This is a genomic window from Thiogranum longum (genome assembly GCF_004339085.1).
Taxonomy (GTDB): Bacteria; Pseudomonadota; Gammaproteobacteria; order DSM-19610; family DSM-19610; genus Thiogranum; species Thiogranum longum.
Genome location: NZ_SMFX01000001.1, coordinates 1,690,018 through 1,714,433, shown reverse-complemented (window position 1 = coordinate 1,714,433; position 24,416 = coordinate 1,690,018). Strand labels below are relative to the sequence as shown.

The 24,416-nt window shown below is 57.5% G+C and carries 24 protein-coding genes; 19 read left to right on the top strand and 5 right to left on the bottom strand.

From position 1 onward, the window contains the following. The first annotated feature begins 38 nt into the window (after window positions 1-38). From dnaE to tilS, 4 genes are all read left to right on the top strand, one after another. Entirely contained in the window at window positions 39-3,548 is a 3,510-nt protein-coding gene (dnaE, locus tag DFR30_RS08455) for a DNA polymerase III subunit alpha (RefSeq protein WP_132974428.1), read from the top strand. A 475-nt stretch (window positions 3,549-4,023) separates the two neighbouring features. Further along, window positions 4,024-4,290 (top strand): PilZ domain-containing protein, encoded by a 267-nt coding sequence (locus tag DFR30_RS14310; RefSeq protein ID WP_165869148.1) that lies wholly within the window; start codon window positions 4,024-4,026, stop codon window positions 4,288-4,290. Window positions 4,291-4,448: 158 nt separating this feature from the next. After that, window positions 4,449-5,408 (top strand): acetyl-CoA carboxylase carboxyl transferase subunit alpha, encoded by a 960-nt coding sequence (gene accA, locus DFR30_RS08445; RefSeq protein WP_132972263.1) that lies wholly within the window; start codon window positions 4,449-4,451, stop codon window positions 5,406-5,408. After that, complete coding sequence (tilS, locus tag DFR30_RS08440; RefSeq protein ID WP_132972261.1) at window positions 5,389-6,735, top strand: tRNA lysidine(34) synthetase TilS; 1,347 nt, start codon at window positions 5,389-5,391, stop codon at window positions 6,733-6,735. Before accA ends, tilS begins: the two co-directional genes overlap by 20 nt. Here tilS and DFR30_RS08435 read toward each other — a convergent pair. Continuing rightward, window positions 6,732-7,340, bottom strand: a complete 609-nt coding sequence (locus DFR30_RS08435) for a DUF4202 domain-containing protein (RefSeq protein ID WP_132972259.1) — start codon at window positions 7,338-7,340, stop codon at window positions 6,732-6,734. The two genes, tilS and DFR30_RS08435, sit on opposite strands and share 4 nt — an antisense overlap. Before the next feature lie 206 nt (window positions 7,341-7,546). Between DFR30_RS08435 and DFR30_RS08430 the strand changes: the two genes are divergently transcribed. The 8 genes from DFR30_RS08430 to DFR30_RS08395 all read left to right on the top strand — a co-directional run bounded on the left by DFR30_RS08430 (window position 7,547) and on the right by DFR30_RS08395 (window position 14,773). Next, the gene (locus DFR30_RS08430; RefSeq protein WP_132972257.1) at window positions 7,547-9,217 is read left to right on the top strand and encodes a CTP synthase; all 1,671 of its coding nucleotides are present in this window, start codon (window positions 7,547-7,549) and stop codon (window positions 9,215-9,217) included. A gap of 28 nt (window positions 9,218-9,245) precedes the next feature. Further along, window positions 9,246-10,082 carry a 3-deoxy-8-phosphooctulonate synthase gene (kdsA, locus tag DFR30_RS08425; protein ID WP_132972256.1) on the top strand — a complete coding sequence of 279 codons (837 nt, stop codon included), beginning with the start codon at window positions 9,246-9,248 and terminating at the stop codon, window positions 10,080-10,082. Window positions 10,083-10,235: 153 nt separating this feature from the next. Then, window positions 10,236-11,522: a phosphopyruvate hydratase gene (eno, locus tag DFR30_RS08420; RefSeq protein WP_132972254.1), complete on the top strand. Its 1,287-nt coding sequence runs from the start codon at window positions 10,236-10,238 to the stop codon at window positions 11,520-11,522. 21 nt (window positions 11,523-11,543) lie between these two features. After that, window positions 11,544-11,834, top strand: coding sequence for a cell division protein FtsB (ftsB, locus tag DFR30_RS08415; protein WP_132972252.1), 291 nt, complete (start codon window positions 11,544-11,546; stop codon window positions 11,832-11,834). Further along, the gene (ispD, locus tag DFR30_RS08410; RefSeq protein WP_132972250.1) at window positions 11,827-12,537 is read left to right on the top strand and encodes a 2-C-methyl-D-erythritol 4-phosphate cytidylyltransferase; all 711 of its coding nucleotides are present in this window, start codon (window positions 11,827-11,829) and stop codon (window positions 12,535-12,537) included. The genes ftsB and ispD overlap by 8 nt, the downstream gene beginning before the upstream one ends. Then, entirely contained in the window at window positions 12,534-13,004 is a 471-nt protein-coding gene (ispF, locus tag DFR30_RS08405) for a 2-C-methyl-D-erythritol 2,4-cyclodiphosphate synthase (RefSeq protein WP_132972248.1), read from the top strand. Before ispD ends, ispF begins: the two co-directional genes overlap by 4 nt. Beyond that, window positions 12,997-14,085, top strand: coding sequence for a tRNA pseudouridine(13) synthase TruD (gene truD / locus DFR30_RS08400; RefSeq protein WP_132972247.1), 1,089 nt, complete (start codon window positions 12,997-12,999; stop codon window positions 14,083-14,085). The genes ispF and truD overlap by 8 nt, the downstream gene beginning before the upstream one ends. Next, window positions 14,072-14,773 carry a YggS family pyridoxal phosphate-dependent enzyme gene (locus tag DFR30_RS08395; protein ID WP_132972245.1) on the top strand — a complete coding sequence of 234 codons (702 nt, stop codon included), beginning with the start codon at window positions 14,072-14,074 and terminating at the stop codon, window positions 14,771-14,773. Before truD ends, DFR30_RS08395 begins: the two co-directional genes overlap by 14 nt. Before the next feature lie 12 nt (window positions 14,774-14,785). Here the strand turns inward: DFR30_RS08395 and DFR30_RS08390 are convergent, their stop codons facing one another. Continuing rightward, entirely contained in the window at window positions 14,786-15,319 is a 534-nt protein-coding gene (locus DFR30_RS08390) for a Smr/MutS family protein (RefSeq protein ID WP_132972243.1), read from the bottom strand. A gap of 74 nt (window positions 15,320-15,393) precedes the next feature. Between DFR30_RS08390 and surE the strand changes: the two genes are divergently transcribed. From surE to rpoS, 5 genes are all read left to right on the top strand, one after another. After that, window positions 15,394-16,152 carry a 5'/3'-nucleotidase SurE gene (gene surE / locus DFR30_RS08385; RefSeq protein ID WP_132972241.1) on the top strand — a complete coding sequence of 253 codons (759 nt, stop codon included), beginning with the start codon at window positions 15,394-15,396 and terminating at the stop codon, window positions 16,150-16,152. Beyond that, window positions 16,149-16,805 carry a protein-L-isoaspartate(D-aspartate) O-methyltransferase gene (locus tag DFR30_RS08380; RefSeq protein WP_207891854.1) on the top strand — a complete coding sequence of 219 codons (657 nt, stop codon included), beginning with the start codon at window positions 16,149-16,151 and terminating at the stop codon, window positions 16,803-16,805. Before surE ends, DFR30_RS08380 begins: the two co-directional genes overlap by 4 nt. Continuing rightward, entirely contained in the window at window positions 16,805-17,389 is a 585-nt protein-coding gene (locus tag DFR30_RS08375) for a YqaA family protein (protein WP_132972239.1), read from the top strand. The genes DFR30_RS08380 and DFR30_RS08375 overlap by 1 nt, the downstream gene beginning before the upstream one ends. Continuing rightward, on the top strand, window positions 17,389-18,198 hold the full coding sequence (locus DFR30_RS08370; protein ID WP_132972237.1) for a peptidoglycan DD-metalloendopeptidase family protein: 810 nt from the start codon (window positions 17,389-17,391) through the stop codon (window positions 18,196-18,198). The genes DFR30_RS08375 and DFR30_RS08370 overlap by 1 nt, the downstream gene beginning before the upstream one ends. A gap of 73 nt (window positions 18,199-18,271) precedes the next feature. Next, complete coding sequence (rpoS, locus tag DFR30_RS08365) at window positions 18,272-19,243, top strand: RNA polymerase sigma factor RpoS (RefSeq protein ID WP_132972235.1); 972 nt, start codon at window positions 18,272-18,274, stop codon at window positions 19,241-19,243. Between the two features lie 7 nt (window positions 19,244-19,250). Here the strand turns inward: rpoS and DFR30_RS08360 are convergent, their stop codons facing one another. Both DFR30_RS08360 and DFR30_RS08355 read right to left on the bottom strand, forming a co-directional pair. Continuing rightward, the gene (locus DFR30_RS08360) at window positions 19,251-20,927 is read right to left on the bottom strand and encodes a hypothetical protein (protein ID WP_132972233.1); all 1,677 of its coding nucleotides are present in this window, start codon (window positions 20,925-20,927) and stop codon (window positions 19,251-19,253) included. Between the two features lie 49 nt (window positions 20,928-20,976). After that, window positions 20,977-21,624 carry a hypothetical protein gene (locus tag DFR30_RS08355; protein WP_132972231.1) on the bottom strand — a complete coding sequence of 216 codons (648 nt, stop codon included), beginning with the start codon at window positions 21,622-21,624 and terminating at the stop codon, window positions 20,977-20,979. Window positions 21,625-21,724: 100 nt separating this feature from the next. Here DFR30_RS08355 and DFR30_RS08350 point away from each other — a divergent pair, with 100 nt between their 5' ends. Next, complete coding sequence (locus DFR30_RS08350) at window positions 21,725-22,969, top strand: HDOD domain-containing protein (protein WP_132972229.1); 1,245 nt, start codon at window positions 21,725-21,727, stop codon at window positions 22,967-22,969. A 1-nt stretch (window position 22,970) separates the two neighbouring features. Here the strand turns inward: DFR30_RS08350 and DFR30_RS08345 are convergent, their stop codons facing one another. Then, window positions 22,971-23,519, bottom strand: a complete 549-nt coding sequence (locus DFR30_RS08345) for a hypothetical protein (protein WP_132972227.1) — start codon at window positions 23,517-23,519, stop codon at window positions 22,971-22,973. Window positions 23,520-23,761: 242 nt separating this feature from the next. On the opposite strand from DFR30_RS08345, the gene DFR30_RS08340 reads away from it, so the two are divergent. Next, a complete protein-coding gene (locus DFR30_RS08340) occupies window positions 23,762-24,244 on the top strand; it encodes a GNAT family N-acetyltransferase (protein ID WP_132972225.1) in 483 nt (160 codons plus the stop codon). Window positions 24,245-24,416: the final 172 nt, after the last annotated feature.

Genomic DNA, 24,416 nt, shown 5'->3' with positions numbered 1-24,416 from the left:
GTCTTGAAACCCTGTCCGCAAAGCCCGACACTGCGTCCATGAACCCGGCTTTCGTCCACCTTCATCTGCATACAGAATACTCGCTGGTCGACGGCACGGTGCGCATCAAGCCGTTGGTGGAAGCTGTGGCTGACGCCGGCATGCCGGCCGTGGCGGTGACCGACCAGTGCAACCTGTTTGCCATGGTGAAGTTTTACCGTGCGGCCCTGGCGGCCGGGGTTAAACCCATCATCGGCGTGGATATCCGCGTACGAGACCCGGAGCAGCCCGCGCAACCGTTCCGGCTGGTACTGTTGTGCAAGAACAAGACCGGCTACCGGCACCTGACCGAGCTGGTGTCGCGCAGTTACCTCGAGGGTCAACACCAGTCAGTGCCCATGATCGACAGGGACTGGCTGCCCGGTTCCACCGAAGGCCTGATTGCCCTTTCGGGGGGGCGCGAGGGTGATATCGGCAGTGCCATCCTGGCCGGTAATCCCGGGTTGGCCGAACAGCGCCTGCAACACTGGCTGAAACTGTTTCCCGATCACTTCTACCTCGAACTGCAACGCACCGGTCGTGAGGGTGAGGAGGATTACCTGCACGCCGCCGTGCAACTGGCGGCGCGCCACAATGCACCGGTGGTGGCCACCAACGACGTGCATTTCCTCAAGCCCGACGAGTTCGATGCACATGAAGTGCGCGTGTGCATTAACGACGGCCGCACTCTGGACGACCAGCGCCGTATCAAACGTCATTCCGAGCAGCAATACCTGCGTAGTCCCGAAGAAATGCAGGCGCTGTTTTCAGATATTCCCGAGGCCTTGCAGAATACGGTTGAAATCGCCCGTCGCTGCACCCTGGAGCTGACGCTCGGCAAGAACTACCTGCCAGACTTCCCGGTGCCGGACGGGTTGAGCATGGACGAGTACTTCCGTGCCGAGGCGCGAGCCGGGCTGGAAAAACGCCTGGCATTTTTATTCGACACTGATGCAGAAGATTTCGCAGAAAAGCGCAAGCCCTACGATGAGCGCCTGGAGATCGAGCTGGGCGTTATTATCTCCATGGGCTTTCCCGGCTACTTTCTCATCGTTGCCGATTTTATCCGCTGGGCCAAACAAAACGGTGTGCCGGTAGGGCCGGGGCGTGGTTCCGGCGCGGGTTCACTGGTGGCCTATGCCCTGACCATTACCGACCTCGACCCGCTTAAATATGAATTGCTGTTCGAACGCTTCCTGAACCCGGAACGTGTTTCCATGCCCGACTTCGACGTGGACTTCTGCATGGAAGGTCGCGACCGGGTTATCGATTACGTGGCACAGCACTACGGCCGTGAAAAGGTCTCGCAGATCATCACCTATGGTTCCATGGCCGCCAAGGCCGTGGTGCGTGACGTGGGGCGTGTGCTGGGGCATCCCTACGGGTTTGTTGACCGCATCGCCAAGCTGATTCCATTTGAGATCGGCATAACGCTGGAAAAAGCGCTGCAACAGGAGCAGGCACTGGCAGAGTTGTACAAAGAAGATGAAGAGGTGAGCGACCTGATCGATATGGCGCGCTCGCTGGAAGGACTGAAGCGCAACGCCGGCAAGCATGCCGGGGGGGTGGTCATTTCACCGACCAAGCTCACTGACTTTACGCCGGTCTACTGCGAGCAGGGCGGTATCAATGTCGTCAGCCAGTTCGACAAGGATGATGTCGAGGCTGTCGGGCTGGTGAAGTTCGATTTCCTGGGCTTGCGCACCCTGACCATCATCGACTGGGCGTTGCAGACCGTGAACAAGCAACGCGCCGAACAGGGCGAAGGCCCGCTGGATATCGAGTCTGTCCCGCTCGATGACCAGAAGTCTTTCAGGCTACTCAAGGCCTACCAGACGACCGCCGTGTTCCAGCTCGAATCGCGCGGCATGAAGGACCTCATCAAGCGCCTGCAGCCGGATACGTTTGAAGACATCATTGCCCTGGTGGCACTGTTCCGGCCCGGCCCGTTGCAGTCCGGCATGGTGGATGACTTCATTGCTCGTAAACACGGCGCCAAAATCGAATACCCGCACCCGGACCTCCAGCCGATCCTGGAGCCGACCTACGGCATCATCCTTTACCAGGAACAGGTCATGCAGATTGCCCAGGTACTGGCCGGTTACAGCCTCGGCGCCGCCGACCTGCTGCGTCGTGCCATGGGCAAGAAAAAACCCGAGGAAATGGCCAAACAGCGCGATATCTTCACCAAAGGTGCGCTGGAGCGTGGCGTCGAGGAAAAAACGGCCACCTACATCTTCGACCTGATGGAGAAGTTTGCCGGTTACGGTTTTAACAAATCACACTCCGCCGCCTATGCGCTGGTGTCGTACCAGACCGCGTGGCTCAAGGCGCATTACCCGGCACCGTTCATGGCCGCCGTACTGTCGGCGGATATGGATAATACCGACAAGGTCGTCACACTCATCAACGAGTGTCGGCATATGCAACTTGAAGTGGTAGCACCGGACATCAACCGCTCCGGGTTTGCCTTCACCGTGGAAGCCGCCAGTGATGAGGCGCCGAACGGTACCGTGATTTATGGTCTCGGTGCGATCAAGGGTGTGGGTGAGGGTGCGATTGAAGTCATCGTCAATGAACGAACGGCGAACGGTCCCTATGCCTCGCTGCACGATCTTTGCCGGCGCGTGGACTCACGCAAGGTGACCCGACGTGTCTACGAAGCCCTGATCCGTTGCGGTGCGATGGACAAGCTGGGTGAAAATCGCGCCACGCTGAGTGCCTGCCTGCCGGACGCCATCAAACTTGCCGAACAACATTCGCGTGATTCAGCTGCTGGCCAGACCGATATGTTCGGTAACGTCGTTGCACCCACCGAAGCTCCCCCGGTCAATGTGCCGGTACAGCCGGAGTGGGATGATGAACAACGTCTCGCCGGGGAAAAAGAAACACTGGGTCTTTATCTTACCGGTCATCCCATCGATCGTTACCGTGACGAACTTTACAGCATGGTGACCGGCCCGCTCAGTGATCTGGTTGACGACAGCGCCGAAACCGCCTCGCGTCAACGCAACCGGGACCGCAGTGTGGTGATTGCAGGACTGGTGGTCGAGTTCCGAACCCGTCCCACGCAAAGCGGTGGCCGCATGGCCTTTCTTACTCTTGACGATGGCACCGGTCGCATGGAAATGCGCCTGTTTACCCGTGTATTCGAACAACACCAGGCCATACTTTCCAACGACAAGGTGCTGGTTGTGCAGGGTACGCTGGCCCACGATGACTACACCGACAGCATGCGCCTCAATGCCGAAAAGATTTTTGAAATGGACCAGGCACGTGAAGTCTTTGCGCGTCGACTGGTGCTGGAAGTCGGTGCACGCAAGGCCGGTAACGGTTTTATGAAGTCCCTCGCCGGTGTGTTGTCGCCGTTTCGCGAAGGCAACTGCCCGGTGGGTATTCAGTACCAGGGCGACGGCGCGCAGGCGCACCTGACGCTGGGCGACGACTGGCGTGTGCACCCGACTGATGAGCTGTTGCATCGTCTTCGTGAGCTGGCGGGGGATGAGCGGGTGAGGGTGGTATACAAGTGACACTCAACACTCCCGTCATTCCGGCGCAGGCCGGAATCCATGTTCCAGAGTCTGGGTAGTTTCAATCGTCCCGGGCGGGGTGGTTTTTCGCCGGCAACGGTTTGCCCGCTACGCGGGTCCCCTGCGCTTCTCGACATGTTGCGCGCTCGCGAAACTCACGGTCTGCGCTGACGCGCAAACCGCTCAGACAGTCGCTCGCTTGATCGCAAAATGTCTGCGATGCTCGGCTGCACCGACGCCGGCGAAAAACCACCCCGCCCGGGACTTGTTCTGTGCAAATCTATCAATGACCGGTTTTGTTAAGGGTTGTAAGACGCCTGCCCGACAAGCCAATGCCCTCCACCCGGTTTCCACGCAATCTGATTTTCCCTGCAAACCAGCCATCAAGAATCAAATGAGGGTGATGTATAAAGCAAGCCCCCATTACGTTAAACTGAGCGGCAAAAATTTAATCAGCATAAAGAAGGGGGAAGTTGTGGACAATGACAAGCGCCGCTTCGTACGTACCGAACTTGATTCAGAAGTGAAGTTGATGCATTCCGAAATGGGGTCGATCAGCGTCAGGACACGAGACATATCCGGGGGTGGCGTCTATCTGCTGACGGGTGACAAGGTCAACTACCCGGTGGGTACCGAGTTCACTTTGCAGGCCATGGACATGGCGGGAGAGGCACCCCTGGTCAAGGCTGTAATTGTTCGTCTCGAACCCGATGGGATCGCCCTGCAGTTTTACGAGGACTAGCGTTAACCGGCTCGACGGCTTCCGGTTCTTGCCGGGAACGCACCAATCTGCGCAGGTATACGCAGATTTACGGGTTACCCGGCCGTCATGGATGCACCTTCCGGCTATTTTCAGTAGAATCCGCCCCACTGCCTGCAGATGGATGAAGCGCAACTCCCATGAATATGAATTTCCTTGATTTTGAACAGCCTATCGCCGAACTTGAAGCGAAAATCGAAGAGTTGCGCTATGTCGGCGATGACGCCGAGGTCAATATCAACGAGGAAATCAGCCGCTTGCAGGAAAAGAGCCGCTCGTTGACGGAATCCATTTTCAAGGACCTCAATGCCTGGCAGGTCTCGCAATTGGCGCGTCACCCGCAGCGCCCCTACACGCTGGATTACATTCAGCGCATCTTTACCGATTTCGAAGAGTTGCACGGTGACCGCGCCTATGCCGATGACAAGGTGATTGTCGGTGGCGTGGCACGGCTAAACGGCATGCCAGTGATGGTGATTGGCCACCAGAAGGGCCGTGACACCAACGAGAAGATCCGTCGCAACTTCGGCATGCCACGCCCTGAAGGTTACCGCAAGGCAAAGCGCCTGATGGAAATGGCAGAGCGTTTCAAGATGCCTGTGCTGACGCTTATTGACACGCCCGGTGCCTACCCGGGCATTGGTGCCGAGGAGCGCGGTCAGAGTGAAGCCATTGCACGCAACCTGTATGTAATGGCCGATCTCAAGACGCCGATCATTTGCACGGTTATCGGTGAAGGCGGTTCCGGTGGTGCGCTGGCGATTGGTGTTGGCGACCGCATGCTGATGTTGCAATACAGCATCTATTCAGTCATTTCTCCGGAAGGGTGCGCGTCTATTTTATGGAAGAGCGCTGAAAAGGCTTCCGATGCAGCCGAGGCAATGGGTGTCACATCCGGTCGCCTGAAAGAACTGAATCTCATCGATGAAGTCATTGACGAGCCACTGGGTGGTGCCCACCGTGATCCGGATGCCATGGCGGAAACCATCCGTGCGCGGCTGGCAGAAAATATAGAAGAGCTTCAGCGTTTGCCACCAGATCAACTGGTAGCGGCGCGATACCAGCGCCTGATGTCTTACGGTGAGTACCTCGAAAAATAACGCCTTTGATACGGTTATCCCGGCATTGCCGGATGCAACGAGTTACATCGTGGCATACAGCGGCGGCGTCGATTCCCACGTTTTGTTACACCTGCTGGCCGGTCAACGGGAAAAATTATGCGCGCCGCTTATGGCCGTGCATGTCGATCATGGCATCCAGTCCCAATCAGGTGAATGGCGGGCACATTGCGAGTCTGTCTGCGATCAGCTGAAGATCCCGTTTCACGCCTTGCAAACCGATGGTGTCGCCACACCTGGCGAAAGTCCGGAAGCCGCAGCGCGGCATGCCCGATACCGCGTACTGGCGGACTGGTTGCCTGAAGGTGCGGCGTTGCTGACCGCACAGCATCGCGACGACCAGGCGGAAACCCTGTTGTTGCAACTGTTCCGCGGAGCAGGGCCGCGCGGTTTGTCAGCCATGCCACCCGTTACGTCGCTGGGACAAGGCCTGTTGCTGCGGCCCTTCCTGGATGTGAGCCGCGCTGACGTTCTGGACCTGGCGCAAACCTGTGAACTGGACTGGATCGAAGACCCGTCGAACACCGATACGCGCTACGACCGTAACCTGTTACGCCACGAGGTGTTGCCGCAGTTGCGGCAGCGTTGGCCTGGCTTGCACACTGTGCTGGCGCGGGCCGCAGCGCATCAGTCTGAACAGGCCGGTCTGGCAGATGCGCTGGCCGGTGTGGATTTATCTGCGTCTTGCAGTACTGATGGCGAGCGGCTGTTGCAGTCCGGCGTGAAGGTGCTGGCGCCTGCGCGACAGAGAAATCTGTTGCGTTACTGGATTCACCGGCGCGGCTTCGCCATGCCATCACAAGCCGTGCTGGAACGTATTCGCGAAGAAATGCTGTACAGCCGGGATGACGCGCAGCCAGTGGTGCATTGGGGCCGTGCCGAATTACGTCGCTATCGTGGGGAGCTTTACCTTATGCAAGCCTTGCCGGCACAGGACACGTCGCAGTGCATGCACTGGGATCTGCGTAACAACCCGGAGTTGGGTACGGCCAGCGGCGTGCTGTATGCAAAACCGGTGACGGGAGAGGGCCTGTATCTGCCGGACGAAACTTCAGGCGTTGATGTTCGCTTCCGGCGCGGAGGTGAGTCGCTGCTACTGCCGGGTGCGAGCCACCACCGGACGCTGAAAAACCTGTTACAGGAACATAGTGTGCCGGGCTGGGAGCGTGAGCGCCTGCCGCTGCTGTATTCTGGCGAAACACTGGTTGCAGTACCCGGAATTGCCATTTGTGAGGGCTTTCAGGCGCAGGCCGGTCAGGCCGGTTTTGCACTGGACTGGTCACGGCATCGCAATGACGAAGTGCACTAACGGGAGGACACGGCTTTCTGGATAAGCGGGATCAACGGCTCCGGCAGCCGGATGTTGCCCGATAACGCAAATTCGTTGGCCCGCGGTGACATTTTCTTCCAGGTCTTGCGAATGATATCCAGCCATTTGGCCTCGTCGTAGTCCGGGTGCCGGGCGGCGAAATCTTCCATATAGTGCTCGATGAACACCAGCCCGATAACATCTTCAAGCAGCTGGGTGTCCGGATTGGACTTGAGGCCACGTTTGCTCACGGCCTGCCTGACCCGATCGATCGTTTCTTCACTGCAGCCGGCCTGCGCCAGTAATCCCGCAGCGGTTTCGGCGTGAAATTTATACAGATCCTTGCGCCAGTGCAGGTATCCCTTGCGGCCGGCCGGGTAGGCGTCGCGAGGCGACTTCCAGCGCTCGATGTGCTGGGCGCGGACGGCAAGTTGCATCGCCTCATCGGCATCGGGCGCGTAGCGCTGCAGCATGTCGGACATGCGCTGCGAGTAGAGGAGTTCCTTCGGGCAGGGTTTGCCATCCACCGTTTCCTGGTTGGGATCTTCGCGATTGGCCGCATCGATGAGTGTGGCGGCTTTTTCGAATGCAGTGCTCTGCGGCATACGTCTTCTCCGTGGTCTGAGGCGCCATGGTACAGGTGAATTTGTTAATTTGAACAGTACGCTTAGCAAGGGAGGCGGGATCCCGGGGAATGGCGGCCCTGTCTGCGGGATGGCGTTACCGTTTGTGTGGATTGTTTCGCGCGGCCGATTCTGGTAGTCTGATTTCCCGTCCAGACACTATTTTCTCCAGCATTTTCCGGAGCTTCATGACCCGATTTATATTCATAACTGGCGGTGTGGTTTCCTCATTGGGGAAAGGCATCGCTGCCGCTTCCCTTGGCGCATTGCTCGAAGCCCGGGGCCTCAAAGTCACCATGATGAAGCTGGATCCCTATATCAATGTGGATCCGGGTACCATGAGCCCGTTCCAGCACGGTGAGGTGTTCGTAACCAACGACGGGGCGGAGACTGACCTCGACCTGGGCCACTACGAGCGCTTTATCCGCACCACCATGGGCAAGCGCAATAACTTCACCACCGGCCAGATCTACGAAACGGTTATCCGCAAGGAACGCCGCGGTGAGTATCTTGGCGGTACGGTGCAGGTCATCCCGCACATTACCGACGAGATCAAGCGCTGTATTCGCGCCGGCGCCGATGGTGCTGATATCGCCATGGTGGAAATCGGCGGTACGGTCGGTGATATCGAATCCCTGCCGTTCCTGGAAGCCATTCGCCAGATGGGTGTCGAGCTGGGCCACCAGAAGGCGCTGTTCATGCACCTGACGCTGGTGCCGTATATCGCTGCGTCGGGCGAGATCAAGACCAAGCCGACCCAGCACTCGGTAAAGGAATTACGCTCCATCGGTATCCAGCCGGATATTCTGCTGTGCCGGTCGGATCGTCCGCTACCCGTCGACGAACGCCGCAAGATTGCGCTGTTTACCAATGTGCCGGACCGCGCGGTTATTTCCGCCGTCGATGTGGACAGCATTTACAAAATCCCCTTGTTGCTCAACCAGCAGCACCTCGATGACACCGTGGTCGACCTGATGGGGCTTGATCTGCCGGAAGCCGATCTGACCGACTGGAAGGACGTCGTCGAACGACTGGAGCACCCCGAGCACGAAGTGACGGTTGCGATGGTCGGCAAGTACGTCAACCTGACAGAATCCTACAAATCCCTGTCCGAAGCGCTGATCCACGCCGGTATAAAAACCCGTACCAAGGTAAAGATCCGCTATGTGGATTCCGAGGTGATCGAGCAGAAGGGTCTGGAAGTGCTCAGCAAGGTCGATGCTGTGCTGGTGCCGGGCGGTTTTGGTGAGCGCGGTGTGGAAGGCAAGATTATGGCGGTGCGTTACGCCCGCGAACACGGCATACCTTACCTGGGTATCTGCCTGGGCATGCAGGTGGCAGTAATAGAATTTGCACGTAACGTGGCCGGTCTGGCAGAAGCGCAGAGCACCGAGTTTCGCAAGGATACCAGGCACCCGGTCATCGGCCTGATTACCGAATGGCAGGACGAAGAAGGTAACATCGAGCGCCGTGACGAAGACAGTGATCTTGGCGGCACCATGCGTCTCGGAGGGCAGACCTGCAAGCTGATACCGGGAACCCTGGCACACAAGGTATACGGCAAGGACGAGATAGTAGAACGCCATCGCCACCGTTACGAGTTCAATAATCACTACCGGGAAACACTGGAGAAAGCCGGTCTGACCATTGGCGGGACTTCTGCTGATGGTAGTCTGGTGGAAATGGTCGAAATCGCTGACCATCCCTGGTTCCTGGCCTGCCAGTTTCACCCCGAGTTTACTTCTACACCGCGCGATGGCCACCCGCTGTTCAGCAGCTTCATTGAAGCGGCAAACGCGCATCACAGTAACGTGGCAAAACCCGCTGACCAGCCCGGTCTGGTGCGGGCGGATGCCTGACACTCAACCACGACAAGGTTTCTGATCAATGAATTTATGTGGATTTGAAGTGGGGCTGAACGCCCCCTTTTTTCTTATCGCAGGCCCCTGCGTGATCGAAAGCGAGGAGCTGGCCCTGTCCACTTCCGCCGAGCTGAAGAAGATCACCGCCGAACTGGGCATACCCTTTATTTACAAGTCTTCCTATGACAAGGCCAACCGTTCTTCAGCTGACAGTTTCCGCGGCCCCGGCATCGAGGAAGGGTTGCGTATCCTGCAGAAGGTCAAGGATGAAATCGGCGTGCCGGTGTTGACCGATGTACACGAAGATACGCCGCTGGATGAAGTCGCCAGTGTGGTGGATGTACTGCAGACACCGGCGTTCCTGTGTCGCCAGACCAACTTCATCCAGAATGTGGCGCGCACCGGCAAACCGGTCAATATCAAGAAGGGTCAGTTCCTCGCGCCCTGGGACATGAAAAACGTGGTCGACAAGGCACGCGCCGTCGGCAATGAGCAAATCATGGTGTGTGAGCGTGGCGTGTCCTTTGGATACAACAACCTGGTATCGGATATGCGTTCACTGGCCGTGATGCGCAATACCGGTGCACCGGTAGTGTTCGACGCTACACACTCTGTGCAGTTACCAGGCGGACAGGGCAATGTATCCGGCGGGCAGCGCGAGTTTGTGCCGGTACTGGCGCGTGCCGCCATGGCGGCCGGTGTATCGGGTGTATTCATGGAAACACACCCGGATCCCTCAAAGGCGCTGAGTGACGGACCGAATGCCTGGCCACTGGGGCAAATGAAGGATTTGCTTGAAACATTGAAGATACTCGATGACACGGTAAAATCGCGGCCGTTTGCCGAGACGGAGTTACTGTAGCCCGCCCTGTCATTGCGAGCGCAGCGTGGCAATCTTCTCCAGTCTGGCACCAGGTCGAAGAGATTGCCGCGCTGCGCTCGCAATGACGGGGGGTGACGGCATGTCAGGAAGCGCATTAAATATTTTATATAACCTTTTGTATCTGGAGTAGAAATGGCAAAGATTATCGATGTCCGCGGCAGGGAGATCCTGGACTCGCGCGGCAATCCCACCGTGGAAGCGGATGTGTTGCTGGACGACGGCTCGATGGGGCGTGCGGCAGTGCCGTCAGGCGCATCGACAGGTACGCGCGAAGCCGTTGAGTTGCGCGACGGAGATGCCGCACGTTATTCAGGCAAGGGTGTACTGAAGGCCGTTGCCAATGTGAATGGTGAACTGCGTGATGCTGTCACCGGGATGGATACTGCCGATCAGGCCGCGCTGGATCAGAAAATGATCGAGCTGGATGGCTCAGAAAACAAGGGCCGGCTGGGCGCCAATGCACTGCTGGCGGTGTCGTTGGCGGCGGCACAGGCCGAAGCGCGCGCGAATAACCTGCCGCTGTACCGCCACCTGAACGGTGACGGGCCTTACCAGTTGCCGGTACCGATGATGAATATCATCAATGGTGGTGCGCACGCGGACAACAGCGTGGACTTGCAGGAATTCATGATTCTGCCAGTGGGTGCCGGCAGTATTCGCGAAGCCGTGCGCTACGGGGCCGAGGTGTTTCACGCACTTAAAGCGGTACTCGGTGGTCGTGGCCTGAGTACAACTGTTGGTGACGAGGGTGGCTTTGCACCCAACCTGTCATCCAACGAAGCCGCTATCGAAGTCATTCTCGAGGCTATCGAGAAAGCCGGGTTCAGGGCCGGTGAGGATATTTTCCTGGGTATCGATGCCGCCAGTTCCGAGTTTTATCGTGACGGTCGTTACCAGCTGGACTCGGAAGGCAAATCGTTCGATGCCGAAGGTTTTACCGACTTCCTGGCCAACTGGGTCGACCAGTACCCCATACTGTCTGTTGAGGACGGGATGGACGAGAGTGACTGGGATGGCTGGAAACTGCATACCGAAAAACTCGGCGACAAGGTGCAACTGGTGGGTGACGACTTGTTTGTCACCAATACGGCTATCCTGCAGCGTGGTATAGACGAGCACATCGGAAATTCCATTCTGATCAAGCCCAACCAGATTGGCACACTGACAGAAACCCTTGCAGCCATTGATATGGCCACCAAAGCCGGTTACACCGCTGTGGTTTCACATCGTTCAGGTGAGACCGAGGATGTGGTGATCGCCGACATCGCCGTCGGCAGTAGCGCGACCCAGATCAAGACCGGATCGCTGTCGCGTTCGGATCGCGTTGCAAAGTACAACCGTCTGATGCGTATCGAGGAACAGCTGGGCTCCGACGCCAGTTACGCCGGTCGCGGTGGTTTCCACCCGTTTGACGCCTGATAGCGCCTTGCGCGGCCCGATATGCGTTGGCTGATCTGGCTGCTGGTAATTTTGCTGGTGCTGTTGCAGTACCGCCTTTGGGTGGGGGATGGCAGCCTGGCAGAAGTCTGGGGGCTGTATCAGCAGGTTGAGGCGCAAAAGGCCGAGAACCGCGAGCTGCACGAACGTAACCAGGCACTGGAGGCCGAGGTTCAGGACCTCAAGCAGGGCCTGGACGCTATTGAGGAACGTGCGCGAGAAGAACTGGGCATGACCCGCGACGATGAGACTTTCTACCAGATCATCGAGGAGCCGGAAGTGGGCGATGAATGAATCAGTTGCCTACTGGGCCGTAGTCCCGGCGGCTGGCAGTGGTCGTCGCATGGGCGCCAGAACGCCCAAGCAGTTACTCGGCCTGGGGCCGCAGACGGTACTTGAACACAGCCTTGATGCGCTGTGCGCCATCCCTTCGCTTGCCGGTCTGGTGCTTGTCAGCCAGGATGACCCTGATGTGGATGCCATTGCATTGCGTTACAGCAATCACGGACTGTTGCGTGCAGCCGGCGGTGAGGAGCGCTGCCATTCTGTGCTGAACGGTCTAAAGGCACTGGATGGCAACAAGGCGTCAGGGGATGACTGGGTACTGGTTCACGATGCCGCCCGTCCCTGCGTACGCACATCCGATCTGCACAAGTTGATCGAAACGCTGTCCGGACACCCGGTCGGTGGTCTGCTTGGCGTACCGGTGCAGGATACGATAAAACGCACTGATGCAGATCATGTGATTCAGTCCACTGTGGCCAGGGACAATCTCTGGCATGCGCAAACGCCACAAATGTTCCGCCTTGCGCGTCTTCGGGAGGTACTGGAAGCTGCCTTGCGCGATGGCTTTGAAGTGACTGATGAAGCTTCAGCGATGGAGCACGCCGGTGAACACCCGTTGATGGTGGAAGGGCACGCCGATAATCTTAAAATCACCCGTCCGGAAGATCTGCCCCTGGCGGAAATGTACTTGCGACAACAGGGGCGCTTATGAAAATCGGTCAGGGCATTGATGTCCATGCCTTTGAGGCAGGCGGTCGCCTGGTGCTGGGTGGTGTTGAAATTCCGCACTCACACGGCTTGAAAGCGCACTCGGACGGTGATGTGCTGCTGCATGCGTTGTGTGATGCGTTGCTGGGCGCCGCCGGTCTGGGCGACATCGGTCGTCACTTCCCGGACAGTGATGCAGCATTCCTGGATATCGACAGTCGCGAACTGTTACGTCGTGTTGTCACACAGCTGGATGAGCGTGGCCTGGGTGTCAGCAATGCGGATCTCACGCTGGTTGCGCAGGCACCGAAACTTGCGCCTTATGTCGATACCATGCGTGACAACATCGCCGATGACCTGCATGTTGATGCCACTCGTATCAATGTCAAAGCCACAACCACGGAACACCTTGGCTTTACCGGCCGCAAGGAAGGCATAGCGGTATTCGCCGTGGTTTTGCTGGATGAATGAGTCGATACCGCTGATACTGCCGCGGGCTTGTGGCGGCGCGGTGGGGTCGGGCACCATCCGTACGCTGCCTGAAGATTTCCAGGTGACAGAAATACCACTGGTCACGCCGGATGGCGACGGCGAGCATTGCTGGCTTCGCATTCTCAAACGCAATACCAATACTGCATGGGTGGCCAAACAGCTGGCGGACTTTGCCGGTGTGTCACAAAAAAATGTCAGTTACGCCGGGATGAAAGACCGCTACGCCGTTACCGAGCAATGGTTTTCAGTACAGCTCCCGGGCCGCGCAGACCCGGACTGGCAAGCCATCGACAATGAAGACTTTCAGGTACTGGAGGCCAGGCGTCACAGCCGTAAACTGAAGACCGGTGCGTTGCGTGGCAATCGTTTCCGGATTCGTGTTCGCGATGTCGATGCTGATGCCGGGGCGATCGAAACACGTCTTGCCCAATTGAGGCAGGGAATACCCAACAGTTTTGGCGCGCAACGTTTCGGCCATGAGGGTGACAACCTTGTCCAGGCAGCGCGTTTGCTTGCCAGGCCAAAGGCGCGTGTTTCCCGCAATAAACGCAGCATCTGGTTGTCTTCGGTTCGCTCGGCACTGTTCAACCAGGTACTCGCCGCGCGAATAGAAGCAGGCAACTGGAACCGGCCAATGCAGGGAGATGCGTTTCAGCTGGAAGGGAAGTCCGCCGTGTTCACACCGGATGATACAGATACCGATATCGAAGCACGCTGTTGTGCCGGTGAGATTCATCCTACCGGACCCTTGTGCGGGAGCGGTGATGTGATGGTAAGCGGTGAGGCTGCCATGCTTGAACACAAGGTGCTGTCGCCGTACCGTGACTGGATCGTCGGCCTTGATGCGTTTCGCATGAAACACGCACGCCGCGCACTGCGTGTGATGCCGGGCGAGCTGTCCGGTGTACAGGATGCAGAACAGCAATGGCTATTATCCTTCAGCCTGCCCGCAGGCAGCTATGCCACAAGCCTGCTATACGAAGTCTTCGAGGTGAAGGCGTACAACGCCCGAGAGGGTGCTGTGGGCCACGAGGTAAAGACGGCGGATGAATCTGTGTGACGCGATAGCCGTGGTCAGGCAGCGTATTGCCGAGACCGCAGAGCGGGCAGGCCGCAGCGCCGATGAAGTGCGGCTCATCGCCGTATCAAAACAGCAACCGCCTGAGGCCATTGAAGCACTGATCGCCTGTGGCCAGAAAGACTTCGGCGAAAACCAGGTGCAGGAAGCACTCGCCAAGATCGAGCGGCTCAACAATCCACCGGTCGAATGGCATTTTATCGGGCACCTTCAATCCAACAAAACCCGGCACATCGGTGGCAATTTTAATTGGGTGCATACAATTGACAGTGCAAAGCTCGCACGGCGTATTTCACAGTCCGCCTGTGAGGCCGGACAGTGCGTCAACCTGCTCTTGCAGGTCAATGTCAGCGGTGACCCGGCAAAGCACGGTCTTGCAGAAGACGAACTGGCTCCGTTGATCGAGACTGTGCTTGAAGCGGGGTTGCAGGGAATACGCCTGCGCGGACTGATGACCATCGGTTACCGAGAAATTCCGGAATCCGAAACGCGCCGAAGTTTCGCTCGCCTGCGCGAATTACTTGAATCCTGTCGTATGCTCTACGGTGAAGCATTTTCCGAATTATCCATGGGTATGAGTGGCGACTATCTTCTGGCTATTGAAGAAGGCGCAACCATGGTCAGAGTAGGAAGTGCCCTGTTCGGTGCACGAAACGCCTGGCATACCTGACGTCTCAATCGTCTACTTGCGTTTAAGCAGCACGTAAAGCGCCCCTGTTCCGCCGTCGCAGTGTCGCGCGGAACAGTAGGCCAGTACTTCATCGCGCTGCCGCAGCCAGCCGCCGATCTTGAGCTTCAGCACCGGTGCCCGGTGTCGTGACCCTAGCCCCTTGCCGTGAATAATACGTGCGCACTGGACGTGACGGCGCTGGCACTCACGCAGGAACCCCGCGACTGCACTGCGGGCGACCGGGACCGTCATGCCGTGTAAATCCAGCTCGGCATCGACCGACAACTTGCCGCGGCGCAGTTGGCGGATAGTCCGCTGCTGCAGACCGGGGCGGATATAGAGCAGTTCATCACCGGTTTCCATATCGGCCGGATCGAACAGATCGGACAACATGTCGCGTAAAACCTCGGTCTCATCACGTTCCCGAAACACCGGGCGGGGCGATACCGGGCGACGGTGCGGAACGACCCGGTCGTGGTTGACCGGTTTTACCGCACCGACACTGTCCCGAAACAGTTTGACATCTTCAGAATCCGGCTTATCCATGTGTCCGGATTGTAACCGTTTTTATGGCGTGGGTAATGGGCGTATGCGGCGGACTCGGGTATCATTGGCAACAAATGCGAATTCTGATTTCCAATGATGATGGTTACCGCGCGCCGGGCATCCGTTACCTGGCCGATGCCCTGCAGACAGTGGCCGAAGTGACCGTCGTGGCCCCTGAGCGCGACCGCAGCGGGGCCAGTAACTCTCTGACCCTGGACAGCCCGTTACGCGCCCGGAAGGGTGAGAATGGCTATACCTATGTGGAGGGTACGCCCACGGACTGTGTCCATCTCGCCATTACCGGGTTGCTCGAGCATGAGCCGGATATGGTGGTATCGGGGATCAATGCCGGCGCCAACCTGGGTGATGACGTGATCTATTCGGGTACTGTGGCGGCTGCCATGGAGGGCCGCTTCCTCGGTCTGCCCGCAATTGCCGTGTCCTGTGTCTCCTTCCAGCCGAAGCATTTCGAGACGGCGGCACAGGTGGTACTGGCGTTGCTCAGGCGGCTTGAGTGTGAGCCTGTGCCACCGGAGACCATTCTCAATGTCAATGTCCCGGATATCCCGTTTGACCAGCTCAAGGGCTGGCAGAGCACGCGTCTCGGTAACCGGCATCGCTCCGAACCGGTCATTCGTGAAACAGATCCGCGCGGACGGCCAATCTACTGGGTCGGGCCGCCCGGCAGTGAGCAGGACGCCGGGCCGGGTACAGATTTTCACGCGGTGCGTAATGGCTATGTATCTGTCACGCCAATCCACGTCGACCTGACGCAGCATGCCGTACTCGAACAGGTGGGTCGCTGTCTTGGCGACACACTGGAGCCATCTTGAAAACATCCAGTCAGGGTATCGGCATGACCTCCCAGCGCACCCGCGACCGGCTGGTTGCGCGGTTACGCGAGGAGGGTATACACAACAACCGGGTGCTGGAGACGATGGCCTCGACACCACGCCACCTGTTCCTGGACGAGGCACTGGCAACGCGCGCCTACGAGGACACTTCGCTGCCGATCGGACATGGCCAGACTATCTCCCAGCCTTACATTGTGGCGCGCATGACGGAGTTACTGCTCGAAGTGGAGCCGAAGGTCGTACTGGAAGTCGGTACCGGTTCCGGTTACCAGGCCGCGATTCTGGCGGGCCTGGTCGACAAGGTATACAGTACCGAACGCATCGAACCCCTGGCGACGCAGGCGCGGCAGCGTTTTCGGCAACTGGGTTTGCGAAATATCCGCGTCCAGCACAGTGACGGCAGTTGGGGCTGGCCGCAGTTCGGGCCGTTCGACGCGATTATGGTGACTGCCGGCGCTGCGGATATTCCCGAGGCCTTGCTGGAACAACTCAAGACAGGCGGCCGCCTGGTTATGCCACTGGGTGGACGGGACCAGCAGACACTGATTACAGTGACCCGTACCCCGACGGTTTATGAACGTGAAGACTTTGAACCGGTCGTCTTTGTCCCCCTGCTGGGGGGCGAGGGTTAGTGAAACTGTTTACACGCCTGTACGACATGACACTGGGCTGGTCCCGGCACCCTCGCGCCCCACAGTACCTCGGCGCGCTCAGTTTTGCCGAGTCTTCTTTCTTTCCGGTTCCCCCGGATGTCATGTTGATGCCCATGACACTGGCGAAACCGCAGCGAGCCATGTACTACGCCGCATTGACGACACTGATGTCAGTGATCGGTGGTATGGCAGGTTACGCCATTGGCCATTTTGCACTGGAGTGGGTGCAACCGTTAATCGGCGAAGGCGGGCGTTATGCGCATGCGTATGAAAAGGCCTCAGGCTGGTTTAATGACTGGGGCTTCTGGGCGGTACTGATTGCCGGCTTTTCTCCTATTCCCTACAAGGTGTTCACCATTTCCGCGGGTGCCCTGTCGATGAGTTTCTTCCCGTTTGTGCTTGCCTCGGCCGTCGGTCGTGGCGGACGCTTTTTCCTGGTGGCCGGATTGCTCGCCTGGGGTGGTGAAGCCATGGAAGGGCGTATACGACGTTATGTCGAGTGGATCGGCTGGTCGCTGGTGGTGCTCGCTGTCGTGGCCTGGTGGATGATCAGGAAACAGTGATGCGCTGGCGGGTATGGCTGTTGTTATGTTGCCTGCTTCCGGCCTGCTCGACAGGTCCGGTCAATGCCCCGGTCGGTGACCGCAGCCGCCAGCCGGCGCGCATCCCCTCCACCCACATCGTGGGGCAGGGTGACACGCTGTACTCGGTGGCCTTTCTGTATGGCAAAACGGTCGAGGAACTGGCTGCCTGGAACGGTATACGTCAGCCCTATACCATTTTTCGCGGACAGAAAATCCGCCTGGCACCGCCGAAAACAACTGCTCTCGTGCGGCGTAAAATTTCACCCAGCAAGCCAAAGCCACGTGTGTCCCGGGCTCCAAAGCCGGCCACGACTTCAACCGTGCGTCCGTCTCAACCCAAAGTAACCCGGCCCAGTGCCACAAAGCCGGCAGCCGCAAGGCCGGCGACCAGAACCGGTTTGGTTGCCGGCAAAGGCCCGCCCAGCTGGACCTGGCCGGCCAGCGGCAAGCTTATTCGACGCTTTGACCCGCGCTCGACCGGCAAGAAAGGCATTGATATCGCAGGTAAAGCGGGTAGCCCGGTGCGTGCCGCGGCGGCCGGCAAGGTTGTTTATGCAGGGAGTGGACTTAGTGGTTACGGTAGGCTTATCATCATTAAACATAATAAAGACTTTCTCAGTGCTTACGCGCACAACCGAAAGTTGGTTGCCAAGGAAGGTCAGTGGGTAAAGAAGGGCGAATTGATTGCCCGCATGGGTAGCAGTGCGACCGACCGGACCGAATTGCATTTTGAAATACGCAAAAAAGGTCAGCCTGTCGATCCACTACGCTACTTGCCCAAACGATAGAATAATACTGCCGGGGTTGTGCCATGTCGCATCACCCGGTAACGGATGGGTACAAGAAGCCGCCGAGGTATGAATGGCCACAAATCGCCAGAAACCGATCAGCAACAAGGCATCAACGGGTAACGCGGTAGCCAGCGCGCTGGATTTTGCCGAACCGGTTGCTGAACCTGTAAAACCCCGTCTCAAGGAACCGCCGGAAACCGATGCGCATTTCGACGCTACCCGGATGTACCTCAATGAAATCGGTTTCTCTCCGTTACTGACCGCCGAAGAAGAAGTCTACTATTCGAGGCTGGCGCAAAAAGGCGATGATAGCGGCCGGCGGCGGATGATCGAAAGTAACCTGCGGCTGGTGGTGAAAATTGCCCGCCGCTACATCAACCGCGGGCTGGCCTTCCTGGACCTGATCGAGGAAGGTAATCTCGGCCTGATCCGCGCCGTTGAAAAATTCGACCCGGAACGTGGATTTCGTTTCTCGACCTATGCCACCTGGTGGATACGCCAGACCATCGAACGCGGCATCATGAACCAGACGCGTACCATTCGTCTGCCGATCCACGTGGTCAAGGAACTCAACAGCTACCTGCATGCCGCGCGTCGCCTGGCGCAATCACTGGACCACGAACCCAACGCCGAAGAAATCGCAGAACTGCTCGACAAGCCGATGAAAGACGTCAAGCGGCTGCTCAAGCTCAACGAGCGCGTAACCTCTGTCGATGTGCCTATCAGCAAGGACTCCGACTCGGGCAAGACACTGATTGATTCTATCCCGGATGAAAGCAATACCGATCCTTCCGAGCTGTTGCAGGATGAAGACGTACTCGCCAACCTCGAAACCTGGATTGCACAGTTGTCAGATAAACAGCGTGAGGTGGTGGAACGTCGTTTCGGTCTGCATGGCTACAAAATTTCCACCCTCGAAGAAGTCGGTAACGAAATTGGCGTTACCCGTGAAAGAGTCCGACAGATCCAGATGGACGCCCTGAAACGCTTGCGTGAGATACTGGAGAGCGAAGGCTTTTCGTCAGATGCCCTGTTCGGCTGATGCCGTATTATTGTTCATCGAGGCTGCCGTAAACAAGCTCGCGGTAGTGGCGCTCGTTTTCTGCATCGCCTATCAGAAAATACAGGTCGGACAGTTTGAGATAGACGCTGCCTGAACCGGCCCGGTCGGTGCTGTTCTGTTCCAGCGCCGATTCATAGCGTTGTTCGGCCAGCCCGTAGTCGCCCATCAGAAACGCAGCATTACCCTGGAATTCAAGCCATACACCGGCAGACCGGCCGTGCCCGGCGAGGCCATCAGCCATGCGCTGTGCAAAGTTGAAGGCCTCGGTATAGGCCTCGCGCCATAACAACACGAAAAAGTATTGTTCCGCGACCAGCCGTTGTTTCAGGTAACGCGGCCAGTCGTCAGGGTGCCCGGCCTGCAGTGCCTGAATGAGCTGCGTCGACGGGGCATCACTCCACAGGTCGGCCAGTGATTCACTGTCAAAATTATCGGGAAAGGCCTCGGCAGGTTCGCGCAGCACATTCTCACTGGCCCACAGATCGCCGCGAGCCATGCCAATCATCGCTTCTGCAGCCGCAAAACGTGTGTCGCCGTACCAGAGCCCGTAAACCGAGGCGATCCGGGAATCCACTTCGTCAAAGCGGTTCAATGCGGCGAGTGCCAGCGTCTGTGACAGATTATAGATTTTACCGCCGGGTGTCGCCTGTTCCGCACCACGGAAATACACCAGCGCCTGTTGCGGATCCCGGTTATCCATGGCGCCGCACCCGAGTCGCCACAGCGCCACCGCAACCAGCTCGGGGCTGGCCGATAATGCATCGATACTTTCCGTGGTGATATGACTCAGGGGCGCATGCAAAAGCTGTTGTAACGTCTGTAACTGTCCCTGGGTGCGCAGAACAGACAGGGTATAGTTATCAATTCCGAAATCCGCAAAGGTGGTGTACGGCACACACTGTACCTTGTTGCGGGATGCTTTCTGCAGGTCCTGCCAGTAATCGATAAACAGTTTTCGGCGCCCCGGGGCAATCAGTTCGCTGCGATGGATACCCAGGCTGCTTTCGATATCGATATCATCTACATAGATAACGGCATTGTCCCTGTCGGGCAGATCACCGATAAAGGAAAAGACATACACTTTTGAATCGGCTGTGCCGGCGGCGTTCATCGCGCCGGTGATATCAACCAGCGGCTTGTCGGTGTGTGCTTCGCGTATCTGCAAGTCATAGCGGCCTTCGCTGACGTGGTAACTCAGGTCGACCAGGTACCATTCAAAGGGCGTAATCCGGTTGAGCCGCTTCCAGCTATTGTCTGACATGTGCTGGAAGTACCCGTGCTTGTTGTTCAGCCAGAAGCCGATACCGTCTTTTTTCATACTGAACCATTTCGGGCCTGCCAGTGCGATGTTAAAGGGCTCGTCAGGTTCGGGGGTCATAAAGGCGAAGTGGACATGCAGCGTGCCCGATGCCTGCATCGGAAAAAACCCCTGCAACTCGGGAAAGCCGCCATCGTGGTCGGCGTCACGGATCTCGACCGAGTAATAACCGCTGAACGGGAACCGGGAACTGAGGTTCACTGTGCCCCTGGAATACTCGAAAATACGGAAGGTATCCGGGCCGGTATCGAGCTGATCGTCATCGAAGCTGTAGCGCACCAGTGAGCCGGCGTCAGCGCTCATTTGCAGTAGTAACAGCGAGATAGCCAATAACAGTCGCGGCATGAGGTGTATCCGGTGCGGGTATTGGCGGTTTATCGGCCTATCCCGCGGATCACTTGATCAGGCGTTCAAAATCTCCCGGTGCCACATACTGCAGGACGTCTTTACCCTTGTTGTTGATAATGATTTCCAGTCCCTTGGCGGGGTAGAGCAGGCGTGTAATATGCTCGTCGACATGGACCGTTTTATCGGCAGGCCCGAAGCGTTTGATGGCGGAGGTTTCATCGAGGTTGACGACAGGAATGAAGGCCATGCTGGCGACGGGTGTGCGTAACGCACGGGGCAGGTCATCCGGGCCGAGCGTGAACTTGCGTGCACCACTGTCCATGTAGTCTGACTTGATGGCATGCTCCACCAGTTGTGCCACATCCGCGGGTGCCAGGTCTGCTGCGATGACCAGCTTGCCCGAAAAAACACCGGCCTTGTAATGGCCATAAAACATTTCCAGTCCGCCGGTATCCTTGCCGGGCGCGACCACAATGGCGAGTTCCATGTCATCACCAAGCTGTTTGCGCGCGTCCTCCAGCGTGCTGTGCCCCAGCGTCACGCCGAACACCCTCGACCGGCCATCCGGCAGCGCCTCGATCTGCCAGGGCAGCCCCTCGATGGTTTCAGTGGAATGCTCACTGTCCGGTTTCAGCGAAAACAGTGCGACGAGGATAATCGTCAGGAAAATCAGTATTGAAAATAGTCGTCTCATGCTGACAATATTAAACGTTGGTCAGCTTCTATTCTACATCCGGCGTTGATAGCATGATCTATGGGCAGGATTTCCCTGTGATGTTCAGGTGAGGTAAGGAATGGACGCATCTACAGATGTGATGGATGTATTGCGGTTACTGCTGGATTTGCGTGACCTGGATGAAATGGGAGATGTAGCCCTGCTGGATCTGGCGCGTGACGCGCGCGTTGAGACACTGGGCGGTGGACAATTACTGCACGCTGACGAGCACCTCGATCGGCACGTTTACCTGCTCGAAGGCGAAGTAGATCTGATCGCGGATGGCAAAACCATGCAGACGGTCACGGCAGGGAACGAACGGGCCCTGTTGCCGGTGTTTCGTATCCATACCCGTGGACTTGTTGCCCGCTGCACCCGCCCGGCACGCCTGATGGTGTTGAACCAGGCCACTTTTGATCACTATGCCGCAACCCTGCGACCGGATCGGGGTGCGTGCACCGGCATTACCGTTGAGGAGTACACGTCTTCCGATGCATTGCCCGGTTTGATCGATGAAATCCGGCAGGCCTTCTACCACCAGGAAGTTGACCTGCCCAGCATGCCGGACATGGCCCTGAAAATCAGCCGGGCAGTCCAGAGTCCGGATGCAGACTTCCGGCAGATTGCGACCACCGTGCAGGCTGACCCCGTCATCGCTGCGCGTATCGTTCAGGTTGCCAACAGCGCCATGTACGCCGGCGTGAGCCGGGTCGAATCGGTACAAAACGCCATAACCCGTATTGGTCTTCAGACAACCCGCGTTATCGTCATGACTGTTGTATTGAAAAACCTGTACACGCCGCAGACAAGACTAATTCACGACCGTATGAAGGCCTACTACCTGCACAGTATTCGCATTGGCGCGATTTGCCACGCACTGGCCGCACACCTGCCGGGTTTTGATCCTGAGCAGGCATTCCTTGCCGGACTGATGCACAACATCGGTGTTTTACCTTTGCTCATACAGGCAGACCGTCGATCCGACCTCAATCATGACCCGGACGTGCTTGAGCAGGTGATCCAGGAACTGGCCTGGCCGGTGGGTGCATTACTGCTGGAACAATGGGCGTTTGAACCCCCGTTTATAACAGCCGCCAGAGAAGCTACAAACTGGGACCGCGACGTGGAGGAGGCCGACTACTGCGATATCGTGCAGGTAGCGCAGCTACATGCTGTCCTGGTGGGTGGGAAAAGAGTCGATGCACCGCCGCTTGTTGAATTGCCGGCATTCAACCGGCTGCCCATGGGTGAAGTCGACCCGGTCAAGCTGGTAGAAGCTGCTCGCGAAGAGATCGGGGAGATAACAGGAATGCTGGCAGGTTGAGTCAGATAGACAACCCGCGCTCCAGCAATTCATCGATTAACTCGCGACGTTCCAGACCCGTGCTGTCACCTCCCCGGAAAATCAACGCCCCCGAACTGTAACTTTTCCCGTATGTGATCGTCAGATTAACCGCCTGCCCCAGACCGGAAATAAACTCATGGTCGGTCAGACTCGACAGGGGATGAATAAACGCACTCCAGAGAATCCCCTTGGCAATGGCATAGCGCGCATCCAGCGCCGAATCAAAATTCGATTGCATCAGGCGTACCAGCTCGCCGTCAGCCAGGGATTCAACCCGAACAACAGGCACGATAATCCGCATCCGGTCCGCCTTCTCGTCGGTAATGACAGAGACCTCATGACCTTCGATCCGAAGCTGCCAGAAACCCGGCCTGCCTTCGGCCTTGTCATCCAGTCGCTTGATAATACCGGCCAGCCGTTCATTGTTCATGGAATTGGCCGGTAGCTCCGTTGGTGGATCGTCCTCAGCGGACGCAGTGAACACCGGAAAACTCATCAGCAGGATTAAACACAGGTTGGAAAATTTCATTGCACTCTCTATTCTCTAATGGGGACAGATTTATTTTTCCTAAAAGCATTGTGTGGGGCTGTAAATAGATCTGTCCCCTTATATTCGTTGCCGTTGAACAGCACGCTATGATAAATCGGCCAACGGGTGATGAGCTTGATAGAGGAATGGAAGTTTCTCACCATGTCGGTTTATATTGAAATCCTGCGATATCATGCAGTTAGGCAGGCGAACTGGTACCGAAGCGGCAACAAGGTGGGTAAATGACAATCATCCGGAGTTTCGATAGTAATGAGGCGCGGCTACTGCGTGACCTGGCTGTACAAAACTATGCAGAACAGTACGGGGATGTCGATGCGGCTGACGGAGAGAATCCTGCGCGACAGGCCTACGTGTCACATATCCTGCAGATCCAGGAAAGCGGCAAGGGTGTTGTGCTGGTTGCCGTACAGGACGACAGCCTGATCGGCTTTGTTTGCCTGTTGAAGCCTGAAACCACTGCTGCAGAAAATGGTAGCGAAGACGCATATGCCTATATGTCTGACCTGTATGTCGTTCCTGAACACCGCAAGAAGGGGGCAGGTTCATTGCTGATTCGGGAGGGAGAGGCCAGGGCCAGTGAAATGGGCGCGACCCGTATTGCGCTGCGTGTCACTGCTGATAATGAAGAGGCGCGGCGGTTTTATAGCAAGGCGGAGTATCAGGAGAAGTTTGTGGTGATGTCGAAGGTGGTTGGGGAAGGTTAATTTGGCACGGTCGGTAAATGGGGGCGGAGGGTATGCACGGAACATACATCCGTGCTCGTCTTGGCATAGCAACTCCTTTGCAGTGCCGAAAAATGAAACCAAAGTGTAACGCAGATGATGTTGAAAGGGGGATGGAGAGCTGGAGCTGACTAAAATATATTCCCTCCGTCTC

Coding starts and splice junctions, on each gene's coding strand:
- DFR30_RS08350 (WP_132972229.1), top strand. CDS start 21,725: ATGGACGCATCTACAGATGTGATGGATGTATTGCGGTTACTGCTGGAT.
- ispF (WP_132972248.1), top strand. CDS start 12,534: ATGAAAATCGGTCAGGGCATTGATGTCCATGCCTTTGAGGCAGGCGGT.
- DFR30_RS08345 (WP_132972227.1), bottom strand. CDS start 23,519: ATGAAATTTTCCAACCTGTGTTTAATCCTGCTGATGAGTTTTCCGGTG.
- DFR30_RS08390 (WP_132972243.1), bottom strand. CDS start 15,319: ATGGATAAGCCGGATTCTGAAGATGTCAAACTGTTTCGGGACAGTGTC.
- DFR30_RS08435 (WP_132972259.1), bottom strand. CDS start 7,340: ATGCCGCAGAGCACTGCATTCGAAAAAGCCGCCACACTCATCGATGCG.
- surE (WP_132972241.1), top strand. CDS start 15,394: ATGCGAATTCTGATTTCCAATGATGATGGTTACCGCGCGCCGGGCATC.
- ispD (WP_132972250.1), top strand. CDS start 11,827: ATGAATGAATCAGTTGCCTACTGGGCCGTAGTCCCGGCGGCTGGCAGT.
- eno (WP_132972254.1), top strand. CDS start 10,236: ATGGCAAAGATTATCGATGTCCGCGGCAGGGAGATCCTGGACTCGCGC.
- rpoS (WP_132972235.1), top strand. CDS start 18,272: ATGGCCACAAATCGCCAGAAACCGATCAGCAACAAGGCATCAACGGGT.
- DFR30_RS08355 (WP_132972231.1), bottom strand. CDS start 21,624: ATGAGACGACTATTTTCAATACTGATTTTCCTGACGATTATCCTCGTC.
- DFR30_RS08395 (WP_132972245.1), top strand. CDS start 14,072: ATGAATCTGTGTGACGCGATAGCCGTGGTCAGGCAGCGTATTGCCGAG.
- ftsB (WP_132972252.1), top strand. CDS start 11,544: ATGCGTTGGCTGATCTGGCTGCTGGTAATTTTGCTGGTGCTGTTGCAG.
- accA (WP_132972263.1), top strand. CDS start 4,449: ATGAATATGAATTTCCTTGATTTTGAACAGCCTATCGCCGAACTTGAA.
- DFR30_RS08370 (WP_132972237.1), top strand. CDS start 17,389: ATGCGCTGGCGGGTATGGCTGTTGTTATGTTGCCTGCTTCCGGCCTGC.
- dnaE (WP_132974428.1), top strand. CDS start 39: ATGAACCCGGCTTTCGTCCACCTTCATCTGCATACAGAATACTCGCTG.
- DFR30_RS08430 (WP_132972257.1), top strand. CDS start 7,547: ATGACCCGATTTATATTCATAACTGGCGGTGTGGTTTCCTCATTGGGG.
- truD (WP_132972247.1), top strand. CDS start 12,997: ATGAATGAGTCGATACCGCTGATACTGCCGCGGGCTTGTGGCGGCGCG.
- DFR30_RS08360 (WP_132972233.1), bottom strand. CDS start 20,927: ATGCCGCGACTGTTATTGGCTATCTCGCTGTTACTACTGCAAATGAGC.
- DFR30_RS08340 (WP_132972225.1), top strand. CDS start 23,762: ATGACAATCATCCGGAGTTTCGATAGTAATGAGGCGCGGCTACTGCGT.
- kdsA (WP_132972256.1), top strand. CDS start 9,246: ATGAATTTATGTGGATTTGAAGTGGGGCTGAACGCCCCCTTTTTTCTT.